A 22,268-nucleotide genomic window follows, 5' to 3' on the forward strand; every position below is an offset into this window, starting at 1 on the left:
CCCCGCCCGCCGCTCCGGTACACCGGGGCGGCGGGCTTCCACCTTTGCGAAACGGAGTATTTGCATGAGCGCACAAATCCTCAACGGCACTGCCACGGCAGCCGCCATCAAGGCCGAACTCACGCAGCGCGTGGCCGTCCTGAAGGCCCGGGGAATCATCCCGGGCCTGGGCACGATCCTGGTCGGCTCCGACCCGGGCTCCACCTGGTACGTAGGCGGCAAGCACAAGGACTGCGCCCAGGTAGGCATCAACTCGATCCGCATCGATCTGCCCGAGGACACGACCCAGGAAGAGCTGCTCGCCAAGGTGGCGGAACTGAACGAGAACCCGGACTGCACCGGCTACATCGTCCAGCTGCCGCTGCCCAAGCACATCGACCAGGACGTGGTGCTCGAGGCCATGGACCCGGCCAAGGACGCCGATGGCCTGCATCCGATGAACCTGGGCCGCCTGGTCGCCAACGTGAACCGCCCGATGACCTCGCCGCTGCCGTGCACCCCCAAGGGCTGCATCGAGCTGCTCACCCGCCACGGAATCGAACTGAGCGGCAAGCGCGTGCTCGTGGTCGGCCGCGGCGTGACCATCGGCCGCCCGATCGGGTTGCTGCTGACCCGCCGCGACGTCAACGCCACCGTCGTGCTGGCCCACACCGGCACCGCCGACCTGGCTGCCGAATTGGCCATGGCCGATGTGGTCATCGCCGCCGCGGGGCAGCCGCACATGATCAAGGCCAAGGACCTGTTGCCCGGCGCCATCGTGCTCGACGTGGGCGTCTCTCGCGTCAACGATGAAAACGGCAAGGCCGTCGTGACCGGCGACGTGGAACCGGCCGCTGCCGAGGTCGCGTCCTGGATCTCGCCGAATCCCGGCGGTGTGGGTCCGATGACCCGCGCCATGCTGCTGGCCAACGTGGTTGAATCCGCAGAACGCGCAGCGGGACTCTAAACAGCCCCGCCGCCCGACGGGCGGCCGAACCGACTCCCCGGGGTCGGATCGGCCGCCCTTTGTCGTTGGCAGGGCCCTCGGCCCGGGGAATCCTGCTGGGGGCTGTCGTCTGCCTTGGACTGGCCCTGCAGCCCTTCGCCGCGGGGCGGATCCGCTATCGCTTCGGGCTGTGGGAGACCGGTTGGGCGGCGGTCTTGCGGATAGTGGGAAACGTCTGCGCCTCCATCGCCACGGCGCTGGCGCTAGCGGGCCTGTTCCGGCGGAGCCCTCCTGTTCGCCTAAGGGGGCAGCAGGGGGATGGGCGCCCCGGTTGACGCGCCCACCGCGATCGCTGCAGACGACGGGCAAAAAATCTACGCCAACCTGGGCTACGACGGCGGTGCCATTTCGGTACGGGTGCGCCGGACCCCGGCAGCTGCCTGCTGGAATGCACCGGGCCCCGGCTCGAGCTGGCTTGCAGTGAGCTGAGCGAGGTGTTCAAGGACGGAGTCCAGCTCGGGTGGCTACTCCCGTCGGAGTATGCGGGGCTCGGCCGGGGAGATCATGCGCCCGAGGCGCAGGAACTGTACGCTCGGAAAATGATGACCCGCTCCCGTCCACCGCTTGCCGTGCTAACGGTGGCGGTCGCACTGATCCAGGTCATCGGTACGCTCCTCTCCCAGCGCCGCCAGGACACGGTCCTTGATCCCTGGGGGTTCTCACTGCTGCTGGCGGGACCCGCGCTGCTGCTGTTGCGCCGTCGGGCGCCGGGGCCGATGGTTGCCGGGATAGCCGCAGTGAGCTGTGCCTACCTGTTGCTGGGTCAGCCTTGGGGGCCGTTCCCGCTGTCACTGGCCGTGGGGCTGCTGATCGCCGTGGGCGCCGGGAAACGCTGGTGGGCCTGGGGAAGCGCTGCCGGCGCCGGGACCCTCTTTGCGCTGTTCCCTGGCCAGGGGGGAACCCCGTTGCGCTGGGCCTTCACGGCGGTCTGGCTGATCGTGCTGCTGCTGGTGGGTGAGCTGGCCCGGATGGGATCCGAACGCCGGGCCGAAGCCCGGAGGGTCTATTCGGAACGCAGGCGGCACCACCGTGATGAGGAACGCCTGGTCCTGGCCCGGGACATCCACGACGTGGTGGCGCATTCGCTGTCGATGATCAACGTGCAAGCCTCCGTCGCGCTGCACCTGGCCCGCAGGGACCCTGACCCCGCGAATCTCATCGAGGCACTTCGGGTGATCAAGGACGGTTCGGGTGAGGCGCTCACCGAGGTCCGCGGGGTGCTGGGCGAGCTGCGTCAGGATGCACCGCGGGTGCCAAGTCAGCGGCTCGAGCAGCTTGGCGAGCTGGTTGAGCGCGTCCGTACCTCGGGGTTGGAGATCGAGGCCAGGCTCCCGGGCTTCCCGCTGCCCGGCTGGGTTGAGGAACGGGACGAAAATACGCTGTACCGGGCAGCGCAGGAGGCGCTGACCAATGTCGTGCGCCATGGCTCGGCGGCCCGGGTGTCGCTCACCCTCGTGGTGGATGGGCAGGCGGCGGAACTGACCGTGCTGGACGACGGCGTGGGGCCAGGGGAAGCGCCCGAGGGAAACGGCCTGCGCGGGATGCGCGAGCGGGTCACTGCCCGCGGAGGACGCCTGGAGGCCGGAAAGCGGCCGGACGGAACGGGAATGCTGTTGCACGTGGTGTTGCCCGCTGCGGAACGGCCGGGGGAGGTGACATGATCGGAATCCTGCTGGTTGATGACCAGGCGTTGATCCGGGCCGGGTTCCGGGCCCTGCTCGAGGCCGAGGACGACATGTCGGTGCTCGGCGAGGCCAGTGGCGGGCGCCTGGCCGTTCAGGAGGCGCGGCGACTGGAGCCCGACATCGTGTTGATGGACATCCGCATGTCCGGAGGCGACGGAATCGAAGCCACCGCGGAGATCCGTTCCGACCCGGCGTTGCCCGATACCCGGGTCATCATGCTCAGCACCTTCGAGCTGGACGAGTACATCCTGGATTCGATCAGGGCCGGGGCCGGCGGCTTCCTGGTCAAGGACACCGAGCCGGAGGAACTGATCAGGGCGGTGCGTACGGTTGCGGCTGGGGACTCGCTGCTTTCGCCCTCGGTCACCCGCAAGCTGCTGGCACAGGTCGCTGCCGGTAACCCGGCCCCGGGCGCCAGGCCCGAGGTGCTGGCAGGACTCACCGCACGAGAACGCGAGGTGCTGGCGCTGGTCGGGGTCGGATTGAGCAACGCGGAAATCGCGGTCCGGCTTTTCATCACTCCGTTGACAGCCAAGACCCATGTCTCGCGCATCATCGGTAAGACTGCGGTGCGCGACAGGGCGCAACTGGTGGTGGTGGCCTACGAGTCCGGTCTGATCCGGCCTGGTGGGCGCTGATACGCCGACGGGCAGGGGACAGGCACTGCAGGGGGAGTATCGGCGGGGCCTAGGAAGGCATCCCGGGGCCGACGCGACCGACCCGGCGCCGGAGGATTCTGGTGAGTGGGACCAACCGGTCCGTTCATGCGAAAACCAGGAGTCATCATGTTGTCAGTCATGGGAACCACCGTCCTCGCCTCCATGCCAGCCCATGCCTGGGGGCCGGGCTACGGAGGGGGCTGGTGGATCGTTTTTCCGATCTTCTGGATCCTGTTGATTGGTTGCTTCATCTTCGGCGGCCGGCGCATGGCATGGCGCCGGCACCACGAGGCCGGAATGGCCGGGGCCGAGTCAGTGCTGCGCGAACGCTATGCCCGCGGGGAGATCGCCGAAACCGAATACCGGCAGCGGCTGGAGGTCCTGCGCTCGGGAGATCCCAGAAACAAGTAATGCAGGGTAAATCTGTACGCTTCCACCAGTCAGCGCACAGGCTGGCCCCGTAGGCTCAAGTACAGGGAACCGAGACTTTCAGTTCTTTGGACTGAAATGTCGTGTTTTTCCCATTGGAGTCTTTGCGTGAATAGCTTGAGTGAAACCCTGTCGCCACCTGCGTCGGAGCCCCGGGTCGCCCGGGGCAATGCCGGATCCAACAACTACCGCCAACTCAAGATCAGGGTCCGCGATGCGGGCCTCCTGGGTCGGCGCAGCGGACACTACCTGATGCTCTGCGTCATCCTTGCGGTGTTGCTCGGTGGCACTGCCACCGGCTTCATCCTGCTGGGGGACAGCTGGTTCCAGCTGCTCATCGCGGCCGCCCTGGGCATCCTGCTCACCCAGTTCGCTTTCCTGGCCCACGAGGCATCGCACCGCCAGATCATGAAATCAGGTCCGGGCAACGACCGGGCCGGTCGTTTTCTGGCCAATGCGGTGGTCGGCATCAGCTACCAGTGGTGGATGAACAAGCACAATCGACACCACGCCATGCCCAATACGGTGGGCAAGGACCCCGACATCGAATGGGACACGATCTCGTTCCAGGTCGAGGATGCACAGAAGCAGAAGGGCTTCATGGGCTGGCTGACCCGCCGCCAGGGCTACCTCTTCTTCCCGCTGCTGACCATGGAAGGCATCAACCTGCACTTCCGCTCCATCGCCTACCTGTTCTCCCCGGGAGCCATCAAGGGCCGTAAACGCGAAGTGACCACCATCGCCCTGCGTCTGGCCGCCTACCTCACGCTGATCTACGTGGTGCTGCCCTTCGGCATGGCCAGCGCGTTCCTGGGTGTGCAGCTTGCCGTCTTCGGCGTCTACATGGGTGCCTCCTTCGCCCCGAACCACAAGGGCATGCCGCTGATTCCGAAGGAATCGCGGATCGACTTCTTCAGCCGTCAGGTGCTCACCAGCCGCAACATCATGGCCCGCTCCCGCTTCGGCAATCGCGTGTTGAACGTGGTCTACGGCGGCCTGAACTACCAAGTGGAGCACCACCTGTTCCCCAACATGCCCCGGGCCAACCTGCATGCGGTCAGCCAGATCGTCCGCGATTACTGCGCTGAGCTCAAGGTTCCCTACACGGTGGCAACGGTGGCCGGTTCCTATGGCCAGGTCGTGCGCTACCTGAACAAGGTCGGGCTGTCGGCCCGCGATCCGTTCGACTGCCCGATGGTCACGGAGTTCCGTCCGCACTAAGCCGGCGGGGAAACATGAAAAACCCTGGTCACCGGATCCCCACGGATCCGGTGACCGGGGTTTTTCAGGTGATGCGGGAGGGCCCCATCATGCCTGGGCGAGTTTGCTCCACAGCTGTTGATCCATGTTCAACCGTTCCTGGAGGTCCTCGGGATCGGTATTGTTCCAGTGGCGAATGTGGTTCAGGAGGCCTGGGCCCTCCTGAATGTCGATATTGTCGACCGGGATGTCCTGCAGGCGCGTGGCGCCCAGGCTGCCCACCCGGTGCAGGGTGAGGGACCGCAGGCCCGTCGGCAGGGTTTCCAAACCGGTGACGGTGCCGATGTCATGAAGCTGAAGGGCGTGGGGCAGGCAGGCAAAACGCAGCGCCCCGACATCCAGTTTCGCCAGGCCGTCGATCGCTACCTTGTGGGTGGCCCGGGGAAGAGCCACCGGCCCCTCGAAGCGCGGGTGGCCCAGTACCAGGGATGACAGCTTGGCCGTGACCATCGCCATCGCCTCGTTGGTCGCGGCGTCGATGGACAGATGGGTCAGGCGGGGCAGGCCGACCAGGGACGATGCCGAAGGACACCACATCATGGCGACTTCGCGCAGGGAAGAGACCGATACCGGCGGCGCAACGGTCAAGGGGCTCTGTTCCCGGACATTCAATTGGCTGAGATGCCTCATGGAACAAATGGCATTCGCATTCAGGATGCCCGGGTCAAAGACGACCAGCTCACGGATCTGGTTGAAGGCCGGCGCGAGGAAGCCCAGGTCGTGGCAGCCGGGTGGAGCCGACTCCACAATGACGCGGCCGCCAGCGAGGGCCACTCTGAGTCCCAACATTGGCGGAACGTCTTGGATGATCACCAGCGGGCGCATTCACAGCCCCGTTTCACGGTGGTGAGGGGTCTTCACCGGGTGGGCTCCGTTTCGATTCGGGGGGGAGATGCAACTGGTTCGTTCGGCAGATCGGTGCTCCGGTGCTCCGGTCCTCTGCGTTGTTGATCAAGCGATATCTGCCGTGATCCTATCCGGTCTTCGCGGGGCAAAGCCAGACCTCGAAGGCAGCGTTTCCCAGGGGGTCGACGTGAGGCGCAAATGCGCGTCGGAGCATGCCCGAGACGCCGCGATTCCGGTGCGTCGGCGGGCAGGTGCTGGAACGCAAAAACCCCTGGCTGAGGCCTCTTGCGAGACTTCAGCCAGGGGTTTCGTGTTTGCCCGGGTATTAGCGGGTGAGCACGCTGGACTTCACGCCTGCCGGAAGCTGGCGCTTGTCGAAGATCGTCGCTCCGATTTCCTGCTCCGCCTGGTTCTCGATCGACAGGTCGATGCCGCTACGGTCCTTGAGCACGCTGATTGCCGCGAGGGAAACCAGGGTGAGTCCGAACAGGTAGAACGAGACGGCCGTGGTGGTGCCGGTGGCCTGAACCAGCGCCGTGGCGATCATCGGAGCGAAGGCGCCGCCGAGGATGGCGCCCAAGGCGTAGGAGATCGAGACTCCGGAGAAACGTACCGAGGCCGGGAACAGCTCAGAGTAGAGTGCCGCCTGCGGGCCGTAGGAGAAGCCCAGGCCTACGGAGAAGAGGGCGAATGCGACGTACAACATGCCCAGCTCACCGGTGTTGACCAGCCAGAAGAGCGGGAAGACGGTCAGGAGCTGGGAGCCGAACCCGATGATGTAGGTGCGCTTGCGTCCGATCTTATCGGCCAGGTAGCCCGAGAGCAGGGTAGTGAGGAACCACATGATGGCGCCGAAGGAGACGGCGACCAGGACCTGGGTCTTGGAGAAGCCGACCGGGCCCTCGGGATTGGTCATGTAGGCCTGCAGGAAGCCGCCGGTGGTCATGTATCCGGCGGCGTTGTTGCCGGCGAAAACCAAAGCGGCAATGACGACAAGCATCCAGTGCTTGCGGAAGAGCTCGGCGGCCGGAACCTTGGTCTGCTTCTTCTTGGCGGCCATTTCCTCGAAGACCGGGGATTCCTCGACGGCGCGGCGGATGAAGTAGCCGACAACAATCAGCACGATGCTGAGCAGGAACGGAACGCGCCAGCCCCATTCGAGGAAAGCGTCGCCGGGGGAGACCAGGCCGGTCATGATTGCCATGACGCCGGAGGCCAGCAGCATGCCCAGCGGGACACCCAGCTGCGGGAAGGCGCCAGCGCGTCCGCGACGGTCCTTCGGTGCGTGCTCGACGGCCATGAGGACGGCGCCGCCCCATTCGCCGCCCGCCGAGATGCCCTGCAGGATACGCAGGGTCAGCAGCAGGATCGGTGCCATGACACCGGCGGTGGCGTAGGTCGGCAGGACACCGATCAGGGTGGTGGCCGCGCCCATCATGATCAGGGTGACCACGAGCATGGCGCGGCGGCCGATCTTATCGCCGTAGTGGCCTGCCAGGAACGCGCCCAGCGGGCGGAAGAGGAAGGAAATGCCGACGGAGGCGAAGGACAGCAGCAGGCCGATCTGGGCACCCGCCGGCTTGAAGAAGAGCTCGGCGAAGATCAGGCCGGCCGCTGTGGCGTAGATGAAGAAGTCGTACCACTCGATGGTGGTGCCGATAACTGTGGCGAACGCGACCCGGCGCTGGTTGGCGCGCTGGGTTGCGGTCTGGGTTGGGGCTGTACTCATGATGCTCCTCGTCGAGCAGGTCTGGATTTCTCTGGCGGAGTGAAGATGTTCGCCGTAAATGGGAGTTTGCGCGTTACAAAGGGGTGGCTGTAAGGCGCGACATCGACAAGTGTTCCATGCCACAATGATTAGGTAAACTTCTTTATTTGGTGGAACTTGTTTGATTGGACTGAAGAATGGCTGATTTCTCCCTGAGGCAGCTTGAACTGCTCTCCGAACTGCCGCGGCACTCGACATTGGGATCGGCTGCGGCGGAACTGAGCATTTCCGAATCGGCGCTCTCCCAGGCGATTACCGCCGTGGAGAAGCTGGTGGGAGAACAGTTGTGCATCAGGCGCAAGGCCCACGGGGTGCAGATGACCACGGCGGGCCTGTACTTCGCCGAGAAGGCGCGCAAGGTGGTGGCCGGAGCCCGGGAACTGGCGGACTCGTTCCCGCGGGGCGGAGGCGAGCTGCGTGGCCCGGTGAACTTCGGATGCTTTGCTTCATTCGCGGGCCACGTGGTGCCCTCGGTACTCGAGGGGTTTCCCGCGCTGCATCCGCATGTCGATGTCTCGGTGCGCGTGGGTTCCCACGACGACCTGCTACCTGCCCTGCTTTCCGGCCAACTGGACGTGGCCTTGGTCTACGACTTGCTGCTGCCCACCGGCTTGACCAAGCACACCTTGTACGACACCCAGTTGGAAGTCATCCTGCATCCGGATCATCCGCTGGCGGCGCAGGACAGCATCTCGCTGTGGGAGCTGGAGAAGGAGCCGTTGATGATGTACGAATCCAGCCCCAGCACAGCGAACACCGAACGGCTCTTTGCCGATGCCGGGCTGCGGCCGAACATTGCAGGTTCCTTTCCGCAGCTGATCATGGTCGGGGCCATGGTCGGGCGCGGACTGGGCTACGGGCTGCTGATGGCCAGGCCGAACAACCCCGGACTCACCGTGGAGGGGCTTCCGCTGGCAGTGCGGCCGCTTCGACCCCCGAACAGCCCCAGCGCCGTGGTCGCGATCTGGCCCGAGGGCTCCGAATTGAGCCCCCGGGCCAGTGCGCTGCTGGATCATGCCGGAGTCGTCATGGCCGGCGCCTGGGCCGCCGACCGGGACTGGGCCTTGAGCTAAGCCGGGGTGGCCAAGGCCTCCTTGGCGAATGCCTTGAGGTTGAATCCCGGGGCAGTGAGGGCCTCGGGACTCACGACGAGTCCCAGCCCCACGATCTTGCGCGCCGAAATGTGGTCCGCCGGCGCGTTGACCGATTCCACGGCCGCCAGCACGCCGGCGCGGAGCAGCGCGATGGAGAACTTTCCTCCGCTCGGATCCCCGAGCAGCACCGGATGGTCCCCGGGTGCCGAGATGCCGGCGATCTGCAACCGGATGGGGCCTTGCGTGCTCCAGAACCACGGGGTATCGGTGTAGGGAGCGGAAGCCCCCAGGATGCTGCGTGCCGCATGCCGGCCCTGGTCGGTGGCGTTCTGCACCGATTCGAGCCGGGTCCGGGCGCCGGTGTGGATGTTGGGGAACGAGGCGCAGTCGCCGACGGCAAGGACACCCTCCACCGACGTGCGCAGGGACTGGTCAACGACTATCCCGTTCTCCAGCGGCAGCCCCGCCGACTCGGCCAGTTCGGTGCGGGGAGTGACGCCCACGCCGTACAGCACCAGATCGGCGGCGTAGCGCGCCCCGGTGGTGGACTCGACGCTGAGGCCGGCCCCGTCTTCGTGGATGGCCGCGACGCCCTCATTCAGGCGCAGGTCGATGCCATCGGCCAGATGCCGGGCGGTGAACCAGTCCGACATCGTGCTCGAAAGCGCGCGGCCCATGGGACGCGGGGCGAATTCCAGCACGGTGACCCGCAGGCCGCGCGCTCGGGCGCCGGCGGCGAATTCCAAGCCGATGAATCCGGCCCCGATGACCACGACATTGCGTGCTTCGGCCAGTGCCTCCTGCAGCGCCTCGGCGTCGGAAAGCGAACGCAGCGCATGCACTCCCGGCAGCGAGGCACCCGGACAGGGCAGGGCGCGGTTGGTCGCACCGGTGGCGAAGACCAGGTGGCCGTAGGCCAGGGTGTTTCCGTCGCTCAGGGTGACGCGGCGGGCGACCGTGTCGACGGCCGCGGCTGAGGTGTCCTGCAGCAGCACGATGTCCTTGTCGGCGAAGAACTCGGCACCCCGCAGTGGCAGGGGTTCGGCGGGTGCGTCCACCGCGAGGTAGTCCTTGGACAGCGGCGGACGCTGGTAGGGGTTGCCCGGCTCGTCGTTGACGATGGTGATGGATCCGGCGAAGCCCTCGGCTCGCAGCGAATCGGCGACCTGGATGCCGGCCTGGCCGCCACCGATGATGACGACTGGTTCGTGTGCGGCAGTGCTGTCCATGGCGCTTAGACCTGGTCCGCTGGAACGTCGACCACGATGCTCGGCAGCTCGGCGGAGACCTTGACCTGGCAGCCCAGGCGCGACGCCTCGGTGCGCTCGGAGGTGGTGCAGTCAAGCATCTCGTCCTCGTCGTCGCTGACGGGGGGAAGCGCGCCGGCATATTCCGGGCGGACGAAGACGTGGCAGGTCGCGCACATGGCCTGGCCGCCGCATTCGCCCACGATGCCGTCGATGCCGTTGGTGACTGCCGCGCGCATGAGCGAGGTGCCCTCGGCGACAGCTACTTCGATGGATTCGCCGGTGGACTGGACAAAGGTGACGGTAGGCATGGTTGGTGTTCCTTCTGCGGTGGAGCGGGGATGGTGAAAGAGGTGGTTGGCGTGGGGCTTGAACCCGGGGGCGCTAGCCCCAGAGGACCGGCATCCTGGTCATGCCGCGGAAGACCCAGCCGGCATCGGTGGTCTCGGAGCTCGGGTCAAGGCGCAGATGGGGCAGCTTCTCGAAGACGGAGGGCATGGCCACCTGGGCGACCTGTGCCCGGGCAATCCAGGTGCCGGCGCAGAAGTGCACGCCGCCGCCGAAGCCCAGGTGCGCCTTCTTCGGGCGGAAGATGTTGAAGGCCTCCGGGTCCTCGAAGACGTCGGGGTCGCGGTTTGCCGCGCCGAGAACGACGCCCAGGCGCGCGCCCTTCGGAAGCGCCACGCCGCCCAGGACGGTGTCGCGGGTGGTTTCGCGCGGGTACATGCCGATCGGGGCCACCCAGCGCACCGATTCCTCGAAGGCCACCGAGTGCAGCCGCGGCTCCGCCTTGACCGCGGCGAGTTGCTCCGGGTTGTTCAGCAGCGCCCAGACGGTGGTTGCCAGCACGTCGCGCGGTTCGTTCAGCCCACCACCGATGGTCATCTTGATGTTGGCGCGGATCGCCTCCAGCGGAATCGGCATCGAGGCCAGGCCCGAGAGCAGCGAGTGGTCCGGGTTGCCGACGTAGTGGGAGAGCATCTCGTCGACAGCGGTGTCGACCTCGTCGGAGGAGGCGGCGGCGGTGGCCCAGACCTCGGGATCGTCTGCGTAGTTTCCGGTTCCGTCGATCAGCGTCTGGCTCCAGCGCTGCAGGTCCTGCTGGGTGGCGTTCTTGAAGCCCATGACCATGCGCAGGTTCTCGCCGGTGTAGGGGGCGGCGTAGTCCCAGACGAAGTCGGAGCCCGGGCCCTTGGCCAGCAGCTCGCCGAGGTACCTCTCGTTGTTTGCCTCGAAGATCGCGTTCCAGTGCTTCTTGATGGTTCCGGGGCGCAGCGTGGCTCCGTAGGCATCGCGGTCCACCTGGTGCTTCGGGTTGTCCTTGCGCAGCATGGAGTGGCCCATTGAACGCTTCATCAGCGAGTTGCGCTCATCGGCCGAATAGGTTGCCTCGTCCTGCTCGATCTCATGGCAGGCGGCGTAGGAGGTCACCATGTAGCGGTTGACGGCCGGGACCCAGTGCACCGGCGCCTCTTCGCGCATGCGGCGGTAGATCGGGAACGGGTCGCGGACCAGGTCCTCGATGGTGACCCAGTCGGCAACCGGGGCTTCGATGCCCGGGGCCGGCGGCGCATCGGTGGCGTGGGTTGCCGGAACGGTGGACATCAGCGCGGCGAGCTCGGCGGGGTCGCTGGGCAGTTCCCCGGTGAACGGGCATCCGGTGGCGGTGTTCGGCTGGTTGCTCATGGCGGGTGGTCCTCCTGTGGACGAATGCTGTGACTGGGCCTGCTTAACAGTGTGACCGCTCGCATAACCTCGGGTAAAGTGTATGTTTTAGCGTTATATCCACGGCTCAGGAGTGTTTATATGGCCCGCTACACCCTGCGGCAGCTTGAGTGCTTCGTGGCCGTCGGGGAACACGGCTCCATTGCCGCCGCCGCGCAAGCCCTGATGCTCTCTCCCTCGGCCGTCACCGGGGCGTTGAACGAGCTCGAGCGGATCTTCGGAGCCCAGCTCACCATCAGGCGCAAGGCCCACGGTGTCACCCTCACCCCCTCAGGGGGGTACGTGCTGTCCCAGGCCCGCAGCCTGCTCAGCTCGGCGAACGACCTGCAGACCCTGGCCGGCAGCGCCGGCACCGAGCTGCGCGGGCGGCTGGTGGTCGGGTGTTACTCCTCGCTTGCCCCCACGCTGCTGACCGGACTGCTGGCAGAATTCACTGCCGAGCATCCGCGGGTGGACATCGAGTTCCACGCGGGAACGCAGGCGGAGATCCATCGGATGCTGCTCTCCGGGGAATTGGACGTCGCCATTGCCTACGACCTGGCCGTTCCGGCGGGCGTGGCCAAGCGAAAGCTCATGGACTCGGTGCCCTCGGTGGTGCTGCCCGCGGACCACCGGCTGGCCGGGCACAGCAGGGTGGCGCTGGCTGAGCTGGTGAGCGAACCGATGATCCTGCTCGACGTGAACCCCAGCCGCGAAAACACCGAGATGATGTTCAGCGCGGCCGGGTTGGAGCCGTGGATCCGCTTCCGTACCACCGACTTCGAGGTCACCCGCTCCATGGTCGCCCGGGGGATGGGCTACGCCATCCTGGTTCAGCGCCCGGCGGGGGACGTGAGCTACGAGGGGCGGCCCCTGGTGGTGCTTCCGATTCATCCGGCCATCCGGCATGTTCCGGTGTCCATGGTGTGGCCCGAAAGCACTCGGCTTTCCGGCGCCGCCGAGGCCATGCTGGCGCTCGCCGAACGCCTGCATGGGTCCGGTCGTGCGGCACCATCGGTCTAATGATTGAGTTGTGTCAATCACTTGGAGCGCTGTAGTGTTCAGGTGTGACCCAAGCCACTTCGCGCCCCATCGTCATCTCCGCCCAGGGCCTCACCAAGAGGTTCGGGGACATCACGGCCGTGGACGGCATCTCCTTCGAGGTCCCGGCCGGGGAATCCTTCGGCCTGCTCGGGCCCAACGGCGCCGGCAAGTCGACCACCATGCGGATGATCGGGGGCGTCTCCCAGCGCACCTCCGGCTCGCTGAGCATCATGGGGCTGGACCCCGAGCTGCAGGGTCCCGAGGTCCGGGCCCACCTGGGCGTGGTCCCGCAGCAGGACAACCTCGACGAGGAACTGCGGGTGCGCGACAACCTCATCGTCTACGGGCGCTACTTCGGGCTGCCGCTGAGCTACCTGCGGCCCAAGGCCGATGAGCTTCTCGAGTTCGCCCAGCTTGTCGACAAGGCCAAATCCCGGGTCGACGACCTCTCCGGGGGAATGAAGCGCCGGCTGACCATTGCGCGTTCGCTGATCAACGACCCGAAGCTCCTGCTGCTCGACGAACCCACCACCGGCCTTGACCCGCAGGCGCGGCACATCCTCTGGGACCGGCTGTTCCGGCTCAAGGAACGAGGCGTCACCCTGGTGCTCACCACCCACCACATGGACGAGGCGGAGCAGCTCTGCGACCGGCTGATCGTCGTGGACAAGGGCCGGATCATGGCAGAGGGCTCGCCCGCCGCGCTGATCCGGGCCCATTCCACCCGCGAGGTGCTCGAGCTGCGCTTCGGCACCGAACACAACCACGCGGCGGCCAGGACCCTGCAGGGGATCGGCGAGCGCTGCGAGGAACTGCCGGACCGGGTACTGATCTATGCCGACGATGCCGAGGCGGCACTCGATGCCGTGGCCGGGCGCGGGTTGGTGCCTCTCACCTCGCTGGTGCGCCGGTCCTCACTGGAAGACGTGTTCCTGCGGCTGACCGGAAGGAGCCTCATTGAATGAGCAGCGGGGGGTGGCCCGGCGGCTGGGAAACGGGGTGCCGGCGGCCCATGGGCCGGCGACGAGTGCCGCTAAGGCACGGGCCCTGGGGACCTGGTTCGTGGCCGAGCAGTACCTGCGGGGAATGCGCGGCTACCTCGATGTGATCATCGCGTACTCGATCGGCAACCCGCTGATGTACCTCTTTGCGATGGGCGTCGGGCTGGCCACGCTGGTCGATGCGAACTCGCCCGGTGCCTTCGGCTCGGTGGGCTACCTGGTATTCATCGTCCCGGCTCTGCTGGCCTCGGCCGCCGTGATGACGGCCGCGGAGGAGTTCAGCTACCCGGTCTCCAGCGGCTTCAAGTGGCGGCGGACCTACTACGGTCCGCTGGCCTCGCCGATTTCCTCAGCACAGATCTGCCAGGGCCACGCGCTGGCCGTTACCCTGCGGATCTTCGTCCAATCGGCCGTCTACCTGGGCATCGTTGCCGCATTCGGTGCCGTCCCCAGCGGTTGGGCGGTGCTCAGCGTGTTCACGGCGACGCTGACCGGGATGGCGTTCGGGTTGCCGCTGATGGCCTATGCCGCATCGATCACCGAGGACCGCGGCCAATTCGCCATGGTCCAGCGCTTCGTGGTGATGCCGTTGTTCCTGTTCTCCGGGACGTTCTTCCCGCTGCAGACGCTACCGGTCTTCCTGCGGTGGATCGGCTGGATCTCCCCTATCTGGCACGGTACCTCGCTGGGCCGGGTGCTGAGCTACTCGATGTCCGAGCCGCTCTGGCTGAGCGCCGTGCACGTGCTCTTCCTAGTGCTGACGGCCGGGGCCGGTTTGATCATGGCCCGGCGGATCTACAGTCGGCGCTTGGAAGGTTGAACAGATGAGCCAAGTACGGGATGCCGACCTGCTCCTGAACGGGGACACGCGTCCGCTGGCCGGGCTCTATGCCCGCAACGCGCGCGCGGTGATTTCCCGGGGGTTGCTGGCCACCAGGACCAGCAACTGGGCCGTGATGGCTTCGGGGTTCATCGAACCGGTGCTGTACCTGTTCTCGCTGGGCATCGGACTGGGCGCCCTGGTGGGAACCGTGGAGGGACCCGGCGGCACTCCGGTCTCCTATGCCGCATACATCGCCCCGGCCTTGCTGGCCGTTTCGGCGATGAACGGAGCGGTGTACGACTCCACCTGGAATGTCTTCTTTAAAATGAACTTCGCCAAGCTCTACCAGAACATGCTCTATACCTCGTTGGGCCCACTGGACGTGGCGTTGGGAGAGATCTTCCTGGCCCTGCTGCGCGGAATGATCTACGCGACCGGATTCACCACGGTGATGTGGGCGATGGGGCTGATCGGTACCTGGTGGGCGTTGCTGATGATCCCGGCCTCGGTGCTGATCGCCTTCGGCTTCGCCTCGATCGGCATGGGCGTCACCAGCTTCATGAAGACGTTCCAGCAGATGGACTGGATCAACTTCTTCATGCTGCCGATGTTCCTGTTCTCCGCCACGTTCTATCCGCTGAGCGTGTACCCGCAGTGGATCCAGTGGGTCATCCAGGGGCTTCCGCTCTGGCACGGGGTGGAGTTGCTGCGTCAGCTCGGCGTCGGGGCGTTCGGCTGGATGACGCTGGTGCACGTGGGCTACTTCGTGCTGATGATCGCCGTGGGCATGGTGCTGACCACCACCCGGCTTCGTGCCCTGTTCCTGAAATGACGCAGGGAGCAGGCTTGGCCCGTACCCCGTGTGGCTCAGTGATCAGGAGGATCGTGTCGTGATGGCTGGCTGGTGATCGGTGATCGGTGACGCGGCTGACCGGCCCGGGCATCGCCTTCGCGCGCGGACTCCCATCTAGCGCCCGGATGGCCGGGGCACCTGCAGCCGCATCAGTCGCACCTGGAGATCAAGGTGAGGGACATGGATCCGGCCGCGGTGCAGGTGCTGGCACTGGGGGCGCGGCCGGCCAATCATGGCGGTGCCGGCTTCCGGGCCTACCTGGATCCCGCTTCGCATCCGTTGTGCCTGGTCAGTTGGTAAGCGGTCCCTGGGCGGCAGGGGAGAGCCTGCGGCCCTGGACCCACCAGTAGATCCCGAGCAGCACCAGTGCGTAGATGCCTAGGTAGCCGTAGGTCGCTCCGATGCCAGCGAACTGCACCACCACACCGATGAGCACCGGACCCAGGCCCATGCCCAGGTCGATGCCCAGGAAGAACGTCGAGGTGCCCATGCCCAGCTTGTTCCGTGGAACCCGGGAGATCGCTATGGTTTGCCCGGCCGAGAGCAGGTTGCCCTGACCCAGGCCGATCAGGAGCGCGGCAGCGAACAGCAGCGGAGCCGCCTGGGACTGCGAGAGCAGCAGCAGGCCGCCGGCAAAGAACACGAAGGCCGGGATCATCACGACGTTGTAGCCGCGGCGGTCCATCAATGGCCCGGTCACCGGCCGCGAGATCAGGACGGCTACGGCGTAGGCGAGGAAGAAGAAGGAGGCTGCGGAACCCAGCGAGCGTTCGGCGGCGAAGCTGCCCATGAACGTCACGATGCCCGCGTAGCCGAGCGTGAACAGGGCGCCGATTAGCGCCATCGGCAACGCCGTGGGTTCAAGCAGCCGCGACCACCCACGGGCCGGGGCGGCCGTGTTGCCGGCGGCCGGGCGCAGATCAGGCACCGCGACGGGCAGAATCAGCAGCAGTCCGGCCAGCGAGCTGGCCACGGCGACCCAGACCACCGTGTCGAAGGAGAATCCACCCAGGAGCAGCAGGCCCACGAACGGGCCCGCCGCGACGCCCAGCAGCGTGGAAGAAGCATAGTAGGCGGTACCCTCGCCGAGCCGGTGTCCCGGAATGCGGGAGACGGCCAGTGTGGCGATGACGGAGCTGGCCACCCCGAAGGTCATGCCGTGGACGACGCGCAGGGCCAGCAGCGGCCCGATCGATTCGATCATCGGGTAGAACGGCGGGATCATGGCGAAGGCAGCGAACCCGATCACGGCCAGCGCCTTGAGGTTGAAGCGGGCCATCAGCGGGCCGGCGGTCAACCTTGCCGCCAGCGCCCCGATGATGAAGATGCTCGCCGAGGCTCCGCCGAGCGCGTCACCGACCAGGAAACGCCCCATCGCGTAGGTGGCGAACGTGGCCAGGAACAGGTGCACGTTGAAGAACATGAAGATGTTCGAGATGCAGGCCAGGATGAAATCCCGCGTCCAGAGCCGGGTTGGGCCGGGGCTCCCGGCCAAGGCCTCGGCCGTGGCTTCGGATGGGGTGTTGTTCATGCCACCAAGGCTAGGGGGCTGGCGCCCGGATCCCTCAATTCGTGTAGTCCCGATCGGCGCTGATGAACAAGGCGGCTTGGACCCGCGAGGACAGCGAGAGCGTGGCCAGCACCCGGGAGACATGGGTCTTCACCGTGGTTTCGGAGATGCCCAGCGTCCGCGAGATGGCGTGGTTGCTCAACCCATCGCCGAGGCACCCGAGCACCTGGGCCTCGCGTCCGGTCAGCCTCGCCAACGCCGCCTCCCGGCCGGCGGTGGCCACCGGAGGGCCTCCGGCCAGCGCCGCCGCCACGACGCGGGCCGTCACCGCCGGGGAAATGACCTGGTCACCGGCGGCGACCCGGCGTACCGCAGCAGTGATCTCCCGGGGTTCGGCGCTCTTGAGTAGGAAACCGGCGGCGCCGGCGGCCAGGGCGCCGAAGAGGTGGTCGTCGTGATCGAACGTGGTCAGGATCAGGACGCTGGACAAGTTCTCGGCGACGATGGCCCGGGTGGCCTCGACACCGTCCATGACTGGCATGCGCAGGTCCACCAACACCACGTCAGGGCACTGCGCCCGTCGGCGGCTTGTCCGGAAACCCGAAGCGCCGCATCGCCCTCGAGCACCATGCACAGGCCCAGCCGAATCGCCGCATGGTCATCGACCAGCAGCACGCTGGTCGCCCGACCGCTCATGCTGCTTCCGTCGCGGCCTGGTGCGGGATCTCCAAGACCAAGATGAAATGCGAACCGGTGGCCGCCGCCTCCAGCGTTCCGCCGAGGGAGGCGGCCCGGGCCGCCATCGAGGCAAGCCCGGTCCCCGTCCCGGAAGCGGCAGCCGGTTCCTCCGGAAGGCACAGCGGATTGGTGGCGCGCAGCCGAAGGCCGGTGGCAATCTCGTGGAGCTCGATCTCCAGCTCCATGCCCGGGGCATGCCGGGACGCGTTCAGCAGCGCCTCGTTCACCGCCCGGTAGAGCAGGTTCTGGGTGGCGTGGGGCAGTGACGTCCCGCCAGCGGGCAGCAGGTTGCTGAAGCCGATGCCCGGGGCAGCGGCGGCGAAGGACTCGACGAGCGCCGCGAGCGCCTCGAGCCGTCCGTCCGGGGCCCTGATGGACCCGTCCCGGAGCAGCCTGATCATGTTGTTCAGGTCCTCCAGGCCGGCGACCGCCTCGGTGCGGATCCGGGCGAGCGGCGCGTTGGCGCCCGGCAACGACAACGCGGCACCGGACTGCAGCGCAATGGCAGCCAGCCGGGCCGCCACCACATCGTGCAGTTCTCCGGCCATGTGCCGGCGTTCGCGTTCAAGGCGCAGCTCCGCGTCGGCGCGTTCGGCCGCGGCCCGCTGTTCGGCCGCATCGCGCCGGGCAGAGGCGCGGGAAACTTCGCTGCGGGCCAGCGCCCGGGCATTGCGGATGTTCAAGGCCCACTCGGCGGGCATCAACAGGGTCATGGCGCACACGAGGCCCGCCATGACGGTGATGGGTGCCGAACCGCTGACCAGGTAGGTGGACAGTGTCAGGACCGCCCCGATGGCCAGGGCCAGCCGGGAGGCGTTGCGGGCAACGACATCGGTCCCGAAGAGCACCAGCGCGAAAACCACCTCGAAGAACATGAAAAATGCCGCGACGTTCCCGGCCAGGAACAACAGGACCCCGCTGATCGCGCAGATCACAGCCATCAGGGGCGTGTTCCGCTGGCGCAGGGCAACGCTGGCACATCCGGCGACCAGCAGCACCGGCCACCAGGGGCCCAATGCCGGGACTATCAGGTCGTTGCTTCCGGCCAGCCCGACCGCGAACAACAGCAACGTCACGGCGCCATAGCCGGTCGCAAGCAGCAGGTCGTCGGTGTGGATCCTGCGTACCGCATGCCCGTGTCCCGGTGCGGGGTTCATCGCCTTGTCGCTCACATCCCTAATCCTGATGCCACAAGTGCATTCTGCCAAGGGTGGCACGCCCTGATGGTACTAAGGGATGACCCTCCGATCCTCCTGATGCCCGACGCGCCGGTCCCGCCCGCCGGCAGGCTGGAAGCATGACCCCGAACCTGCTGCTCCAGCTCGCCGTGCTTGCCTTGATCGACGCGACAAGCATCGGAACCCTGCTGATTCCGTTGTAGCTGCTGCGTGCCGGATCCCGGGTCAATGCCGGCCTGGTCCTGACCTATCTGGCGGTGCTCGGCGCCTTTTACCTGGGCGTCGGACTGATGGTGCTTGGCGGTGCCGGGGTGCTGCCCGACCCGCTGATCGCCGCCGACCTGTCGGGGGTCGGGAATCCGGCCCCGCGCTGGGCGGCGCTGCTGGCCGGGGCTGGAATGCTGCTGTGGGCGGTGATGCAGCGTCCGGCCGAAAAGCGGGCACCGGTGCACGCCGGGGAAGCCGGGGGAGCGTCGGTGCGTGGGCAGTCCGGTGCCTCCCGGGCGGAGGCCGTCTGGGATCGGAGGATCAACACGGCACTGGGGTCCCGTTTGGGTGTGGTGGCACTTGCGCTGGCAGCCGGGCTCCTGGAACTTCCCACGATGTTGCCCTACCTCGGTGCGATCGGCATCCTGATCGCCTCACCGCTACCGTTTACGGCATCCGCGCTGGCGCTGGCCGGATACGCCCTGGTGATGCTCGTCCCGGCGCTGGCGCTGCTGGTCATGGGGCGGGTGGCCGGGCGGCGACTCGATGCCCCGCTGCGGGCCATGGCGGTTTTCGTGGTGCGGGCCTCGGGGGAGGCACTGTGGTGGGTGGTGGGCATTGCGGGCTTCCTGGCGATGCGCTGGGGACTGGGCTTCCTCTTCCCCGATGCTCTCTGGAACCCCTTCAAATGAGCGGATGCTCCGCTGGCGGCTGAATGCCGGTTTGCCGTTTCGCCGCCGACGTCCCGGTTTGAGATAATGGTTGGCATGAACTCCCTTGGCAAGACCCCCGACTCCGCGCAGAGCAAGAAGATCACCATCAACGCCTCCACGCTTTCGCTGGCCGTCATGGTCACCGTGTTCCTGGTGGCAGTCGTGTTCGCCGCGAACTCCAACGAGGTGGTCGGCTGGTTCGTCGCCGTCATCTCGCTGGGCTGGCTGCTGCTCTCCGCCTTCCTGGTGCTGGGTCTGCGCCGCGGCGCACGCAAGGTGACCGAGCAGCTCAAGGCCGCTACCGCGGCCGCTGCACCCCGCGCGGGAGAGGCCCCGGTGCAGACCCTCGTCATCGACGAGGCGACGCGTAACCGTGACCTGAAGCTCGACCACTCGTTCAAGATCATCCAGGTGCAGGTCGGCGTCGTGAACGAATACCGCCCGCGGGAGGGCGAGGAAGCCGCCGGGATGGTGGACCGCGCACTGGAAACCATCGAGATCACTGCGGCGAACGCCCGTTCGATGATGAAGCCCCCCGGCCAGGGCCCGACGCTCTCCGGCGAGGTCATCAACTAGCTCAAGCCCCACCGGCGGCGTGCGCCGGGCGAACGCGAACCAACTATGGGTAAGGTGGATGCCGTGATACCTGTTGCCGAAGAAATTCTGAACAAGGCCGATGGCGCGCTGCGCGTAGCCTCGGTGAACGTCAACGGCATTCGTGCCGCCTATAAGCGAGGCATGGCCGACTGGATCGCCGCCAGGGACATCGACGTGCTGGCCCTGCAGGAGGTCCGCGCACCGGATGCGATCCTGCGCGAGCTGATTGGCGGGGGCTGGAACATCCTGCATGCCGAAGCCAAGGACAAGGGCCGCGCCGGCGTGGCCATCGCCTCGCGCGCCGAACCGCTGGCCACCCGTTCGCACATTGGTGACGAGTACTTCGAAACCACGGGCCGCTGGGTCGAGGCCGACTTCGCTGTGGCCGGCGGGCGGAAGCTGACCATCGTCTCCGCCTACGTGCACTCCGGCGAGGTCGACACGCCCAAGCAGGTGGACAAGTACCGCTTCCTGGATACCATGATCGAACGCCTTCCGGCCATGGTCGCGGACTCCGACCACACGCTGGTCGTCGGTGACCTGAACGTCGGGCACACCACCCTGGACATCAAGAATTGGAAGGGCAACGTGAAGCGCTCGGGCTTCCTGCCCGAGGAACGTGCCTACTTCGACCGCTTCTTCGGTGAGGAGATCGGCTTCAAGGACGTGGCCCGGGAACTGGCCGGGCCGGTAGACGGCCCCTTCACCTGGTGGTCGTGGCGGGGGCAGGCCTTCGACAACGACTCCGGCTGGCGCATCGACTACCACATGGCCACACCTGACCTCGCCGCCCTCGCCACCAAATCAGTCGTTGACCGCGCCTCGTCGTACGACGTGCGCTTCTCCGACCACGCTCCGCTGGTCGTCGACTACCAGTTCTAAAGGATTGCCGCTTCATGAGTGAAACAACCACCCGCCCCCGCGTCCTCTCGGGCATGCAGCCATCGGCTGACTCGCTGCACCTGGGCAACTACCTCGGTGCGCTGGTCAACTGGGTCAGGGCCCAGGACGAATACGACTCGTTCTTCTTCATCCCGGATATGCACGCCATCACGGTGCCGCAGGATCCGGCGCACCTGCGGATGCGCACCCGGATGACGGCCGCCCAGTACCTGGCCGGCGGCATCGACGTGGAGAAATCCACGCTCTTCGTGCAGTCGCACGTGCCCGAGCACGCACAGCTGGCCTGGGTGCTGAACTGCATCACCGGTTTCGGCGAGGCGTCCCGGATGACCCAGTACAAGGACAAGAGCGCCAAGGGCGGTGCCGATACGGCAAGCGTCGGGCTGTTCACGTACCCTGTGCTGATGGCCGCGGACATCCTGCTCTACCAGCCGCAAGGAGTGCCGGTGGGCGACGACCAGCGCCAGCACGTCGAGCTGGCCCGAGACCTCGCAACCCGTTTCAACCACCGCTTCGGGCAGACGTTCACAGTGCCGCAGGCGTTCATCCAGAAGGAGGGCGCACGGATCTACGATCTGCAGAACCCGACATCGAAGATGTCAAAGTCCGCCTCGAGCCCCAACGGGCTGATCAACATCATGGACGATCCCAAGACGGTGGCCAAGCGGATCAAGTCCGCCGTCACCGACGCCGACACGGTGATTGCGCACGACCGTGAAAACAAGCCCGGCGTCACCAACCTGCTCGAGATCCTCGCGGCCGTCAGTGGAACCCCGATTCCGGAGCTTGTCTCCGGCTTCGAGGGCAAGATGTACGGGCACTTGAAGGTTGCCGTCGCCGATGCAGTGGTCGAGCGACTCACCCCGATCCGGGCCCGCACGCTCGAGCTGCTCGACGATCCGGCCGAGCTGGATCGGCTGCTGGCCCGTGGTGCCGAGAAGGCCCGTGAGACCGCGTCCAAGACCCTCGAAGCCGTCTACGCAAATATCGGTTTCCTGCAGCAGACCGGCGGGGTCCGCTAGGC

24 protein-coding genes are annotated in these 22,268 nt (G+C 66.7%); 16 read left to right on the forward strand and 8 right to left on the reverse strand.

The window, feature by feature from the left end; all coding sequences use genetic code 11:
• Positions 1 to 64 precede the first annotated feature (64 nt).
• From E9229_RS09960 to E9229_RS09985, 6 genes are all read left to right on the forward strand, one after another.
• The gene (locus tag E9229_RS09960; protein ID WP_183511046.1) at positions 65 to 946 is read left to right on the forward strand and encodes a bifunctional methylenetetrahydrofolate dehydrogenase/methenyltetrahydrofolate cyclohydrolase; all 882 of its coding nucleotides are present in this window, start codon (positions 65 to 67) and stop codon (positions 944 to 946) included.
• Between the two features lie 297 nt (positions 947 to 1,243).
• A complete protein-coding gene (locus E9229_RS09965; RefSeq protein WP_183511047.1) occupies positions 1,244 to 1,414 on the forward strand; it encodes a hypothetical protein in 171 nt (56 codons plus the stop codon).
• 110 nt (positions 1,415 to 1,524) lie between these two features.
• On the forward strand, positions 1,525 to 2,646 hold the full coding sequence (locus E9229_RS09970) for a sensor histidine kinase (protein WP_183511048.1): 1,122 nt from the start codon (positions 1,525 to 1,527) through the stop codon (positions 2,644 to 2,646).
• Complete coding sequence (locus E9229_RS09975; protein WP_183511049.1) at positions 2,643 to 3,308, forward strand: response regulator; 666 nt, start codon at positions 2,643 to 2,645, stop codon at positions 3,306 to 3,308. Before E9229_RS09970 ends, E9229_RS09975 begins: the two co-directional genes overlap by 4 nt.
• A 147-nt stretch (positions 3,309 to 3,455) precedes the next feature.
• On the forward strand, positions 3,456 to 3,740 hold the full coding sequence (locus E9229_RS09980) for an SHOCT domain-containing protein (protein WP_183511050.1): 285 nt from the start codon (positions 3,456 to 3,458) through the stop codon (positions 3,738 to 3,740).
• A 135-nt stretch (positions 3,741 to 3,875) separates the two neighbouring features.
• Positions 3,876 to 4,979: a fatty acid desaturase family protein gene (locus E9229_RS09985; RefSeq protein ID WP_246380675.1), complete on the forward strand. Its 1,104-nt coding sequence runs from the start codon at positions 3,876 to 3,878 to the stop codon at positions 4,977 to 4,979.
• A gap of 87 nt (positions 4,980 to 5,066) precedes the next feature.
• Here E9229_RS09985 and E9229_RS09990 read toward each other — a convergent pair whose 3' ends face one another.
• Together E9229_RS09990 and E9229_RS09995 are read right to left on the reverse strand one after the other, a co-directional pair.
• Positions 5,067 to 5,843 (reverse strand): hypothetical protein, encoded by a 777-nt coding sequence (locus E9229_RS09990; protein ID WP_183511053.1) that lies wholly within the window; start codon positions 5,841 to 5,843, stop codon positions 5,067 to 5,069.
• Between the two features lie 346 nt (positions 5,844 to 6,189).
• Positions 6,190 to 7,593 (reverse strand): MFS transporter, encoded by a 1,404-nt coding sequence (locus tag E9229_RS09995; protein ID WP_183511054.1) that lies wholly within the window; start codon positions 7,591 to 7,593, stop codon positions 6,190 to 6,192.
• Positions 7,594 to 7,769: 176 nt separating this feature from the next.
• On the opposite strand from E9229_RS09995, the gene E9229_RS10000 reads away from it, so the two are divergent.
• Positions 7,770 to 8,705 (forward strand): LysR substrate-binding domain-containing protein, encoded by a 936-nt coding sequence (locus E9229_RS10000; RefSeq protein ID WP_183511055.1) that lies wholly within the window; start codon positions 7,770 to 7,772, stop codon positions 8,703 to 8,705.
• On the opposite strand, the gene E9229_RS10005 is transcribed toward E9229_RS10000, so the two are convergent.
• From E9229_RS10005 to E9229_RS10015, 3 genes are all read right to left on the reverse strand, one after another.
• Positions 8,702 to 9,955, reverse strand: coding sequence for an NAD(P)/FAD-dependent oxidoreductase (locus E9229_RS10005; protein ID WP_183511056.1), 1,254 nt, complete (start codon positions 9,953 to 9,955; stop codon positions 8,702 to 8,704). The two genes, E9229_RS10000 and E9229_RS10005, sit on opposite strands and share 4 nt — an antisense overlap.
• 5 nt (positions 9,956 to 9,960) lie before the next feature.
• Complete coding sequence (locus tag E9229_RS10010) at positions 9,961 to 10,284, reverse strand: 2Fe-2S iron-sulfur cluster-binding protein (RefSeq protein ID WP_183511057.1); 324 nt, start codon at positions 10,282 to 10,284, stop codon at positions 9,961 to 9,963.
• 73 nt (positions 10,285 to 10,357) lie between these two features.
• Positions 10,358 to 11,659: a cytochrome P450 gene (locus tag E9229_RS10015; protein ID WP_246380457.1), complete on the reverse strand. Its 1,302-nt coding sequence runs from the start codon at positions 11,657 to 11,659 to the stop codon at positions 10,358 to 10,360.
• 120 nt (positions 11,660 to 11,779) lie between these two features.
• Here E9229_RS10015 and E9229_RS10020 point away from each other — a divergent pair, with 120 nt between their 5' ends.
• The 5 genes from E9229_RS10020 (at position 11,780) to E9229_RS20080 (ending at position 15,698) form a co-directional block, all read left to right on the forward strand.
• Positions 11,780 to 12,700, forward strand: coding sequence for a LysR substrate-binding domain-containing protein (locus tag E9229_RS10020; protein ID WP_246380458.1), 921 nt, complete (start codon positions 11,780 to 11,782; stop codon positions 12,698 to 12,700).
• 44 nt (positions 12,701 to 12,744) lie between these two features.
• Complete coding sequence (locus E9229_RS10025) at positions 12,745 to 13,686, forward strand: ABC transporter ATP-binding protein (RefSeq protein ID WP_183511058.1); 942 nt, start codon at positions 12,745 to 12,747, stop codon at positions 13,684 to 13,686.
• Complete coding sequence (locus E9229_RS10030; RefSeq protein ID WP_246380459.1) at positions 13,679 to 14,542, forward strand: ABC transporter permease; 864 nt, start codon at positions 13,679 to 13,681, stop codon at positions 14,540 to 14,542. The genes E9229_RS10025 and E9229_RS10030 overlap by 8 nt, the downstream gene beginning before the upstream one ends.
• A 4-nt stretch (positions 14,543 to 14,546) precedes the next feature.
• A complete protein-coding gene (locus E9229_RS10035; protein WP_183511059.1) occupies positions 14,547 to 15,377 on the forward strand; it encodes an ABC transporter permease in 831 nt (276 codons plus the stop codon).
• A gap of 159 nt (positions 15,378 to 15,536) precedes the next feature.
• On the forward strand, positions 15,537 to 15,698 hold the full coding sequence (locus tag E9229_RS20080; protein WP_407671362.1) for a VOC family protein: 162 nt from the start codon (positions 15,537 to 15,539) through the stop codon (positions 15,696 to 15,698).
• Here the strand turns inward: E9229_RS20080 and E9229_RS10045 are convergent.
• The 3 genes from E9229_RS10045 to E9229_RS19850 all read right to left on the reverse strand — a co-directional run bounded on the left by E9229_RS10045 (position 15,688) and on the right by E9229_RS19850 (position 18,818).
• Positions 15,688 to 16,929, reverse strand: a complete 1,242-nt coding sequence (locus E9229_RS10045) for an MFS transporter (protein ID WP_183511061.1) — start codon at positions 16,927 to 16,929, stop codon at positions 15,688 to 15,690. The two genes, E9229_RS20080 and E9229_RS10045, sit on opposite strands and share 11 nt — an antisense overlap.
• Before the next feature lie 34 nt (positions 16,930 to 16,963).
• Complete coding sequence (locus E9229_RS10050) at positions 16,964 to 17,449, reverse strand: response regulator transcription factor (protein WP_312855659.1); 486 nt, start codon at positions 17,447 to 17,449, stop codon at positions 16,964 to 16,966.
• Between the two features lie 151 nt (positions 17,450 to 17,600).
• Positions 17,601 to 18,818, reverse strand: coding sequence for a sensor histidine kinase (locus tag E9229_RS19850; protein WP_183511062.1), 1,218 nt, complete (start codon positions 18,816 to 18,818; stop codon positions 17,601 to 17,603).
• A 257-nt stretch (positions 18,819 to 19,075) separates the two neighbouring features.
• Here E9229_RS19850 and E9229_RS10060 point away from each other — a divergent pair, with 257 nt between their 5' ends.
• The 4 genes from E9229_RS10060 to trpS all read left to right on the forward strand — a co-directional run bounded on the left by E9229_RS10060 (position 19,076) and on the right by trpS (position 22,266).
• On the forward strand, positions 19,076 to 19,723 hold the full coding sequence (locus E9229_RS10060; RefSeq protein WP_281369574.1) for a GAP family protein: 648 nt from the start codon (positions 19,076 to 19,078) through the stop codon (positions 19,721 to 19,723).
• Positions 19,724 to 19,798: 75 nt separating this feature from the next.
• On the forward strand, positions 19,799 to 20,320 hold the full coding sequence (locus tag E9229_RS10065; protein WP_183511065.1) for a hypothetical protein: 522 nt from the start codon (positions 19,799 to 19,801) through the stop codon (positions 20,318 to 20,320).
• A 63-nt stretch (positions 20,321 to 20,383) separates the two neighbouring features.
• On the forward strand, positions 20,384 to 21,223 hold the full coding sequence (locus E9229_RS10070; protein ID WP_407671331.1) for an exodeoxyribonuclease III: 840 nt from the start codon (positions 20,384 to 20,386) through the stop codon (positions 21,221 to 21,223).
• Between the two features lie 14 nt (positions 21,224 to 21,237).
• Positions 21,238 to 22,266, forward strand: a complete 1,029-nt coding sequence (gene trpS, locus E9229_RS10075; protein WP_183511067.1) for a tryptophan--tRNA ligase — start codon at positions 21,238 to 21,240, stop codon at positions 22,264 to 22,266.
• Positions 22,267 to 22,268 lie beyond the last annotated feature (2 nt).

Origin of the sequence: Paeniglutamicibacter cryotolerans (genome assembly GCF_014190875.1) — a bacterium.
Classification (GTDB): Bacteria; Actinomycetota; Actinomycetes; order Actinomycetales; family Micrococcaceae; genus Paeniglutamicibacter; species Paeniglutamicibacter cryotolerans.

Coding starts and splice junctions, on each gene's coding strand:
- E9229_RS09960 (WP_183511046.1), top strand. CDS start 65: ATGAGCGCACAAATCCTCAACGGCACTGCCACGGCAGCCGCCATCAAG.
- E9229_RS09990 (WP_183511053.1), bottom strand. CDS start 5,843: ATGCGCCCGCTGGTGATCATCCAAGACGTTCCGCCAATGTTGGGACTC.
- E9229_RS10045 (WP_183511061.1), bottom strand. CDS start 16,929: ATGAACAACACCCCATCCGAAGCCACGGCCGAGGCCTTGGCCGGGAGC.
- E9229_RS09970 (WP_183511048.1), top strand. CDS start 1,525: ATGATGACCCGCTCCCGTCCACCGCTTGCCGTGCTAACGGTGGCGGTC.
- E9229_RS10050 (WP_312855659.1), bottom strand. CDS start 17,449: ATGCCAGTCATGGACGGTGTCGAGGCCACCCGGGCCATCGTCGCCGAG.
- E9229_RS10065 (WP_183511065.1), top strand. CDS start 19,799: ATGAACTCCCTTGGCAAGACCCCCGACTCCGCGCAGAGCAAGAAGATC.
- E9229_RS10005 (WP_183511056.1), bottom strand. CDS start 9,955: ATGGACAGCACTGCCGCACACGAACCAGTCGTCATCATCGGTGGCGGC.
- E9229_RS09975 (WP_183511049.1), top strand. CDS start 2,643: ATGATCGGAATCCTGCTGGTTGATGACCAGGCGTTGATCCGGGCCGGG.
- E9229_RS10010 (WP_183511057.1), bottom strand. CDS start 10,284: ATGCCTACCGTCACCTTTGTCCAGTCCACCGGCGAATCCATCGAAGTA.
- E9229_RS09980 (WP_183511050.1), top strand. CDS start 3,456: ATGTTGTCAGTCATGGGAACCACCGTCCTCGCCTCCATGCCAGCCCAT.
- E9229_RS09965 (WP_183511047.1), top strand. CDS start 1,244: ATGGGCGCCCCGGTTGACGCGCCCACCGCGATCGCTGCAGACGACGGG.
- E9229_RS09995 (WP_183511054.1), bottom strand. CDS start 7,593: ATGAGTACAGCCCCAACCCAGACCGCAACCCAGCGCGCCAACCAGCGC.
- E9229_RS10035 (WP_183511059.1), top strand. CDS start 14,547: ATGAGCCAAGTACGGGATGCCGACCTGCTCCTGAACGGGGACACGCGT.
- E9229_RS10000 (WP_183511055.1), top strand. CDS start 7,770: ATGGCTGATTTCTCCCTGAGGCAGCTTGAACTGCTCTCCGAACTGCCG.
- trpS (WP_183511067.1), top strand. CDS start 21,238: ATGAGTGAAACAACCACCCGCCCCCGCGTCCTCTCGGGCATGCAGCCA.
- E9229_RS10015 (WP_246380457.1), bottom strand. CDS start 11,659: ATGAGCAACCAGCCGAACACCGCCACCGGATGCCCGTTCACCGGGGAA.
- E9229_RS10020 (WP_246380458.1), top strand. CDS start 11,780: ATGGCCCGCTACACCCTGCGGCAGCTTGAGTGCTTCGTGGCCGTCGGG.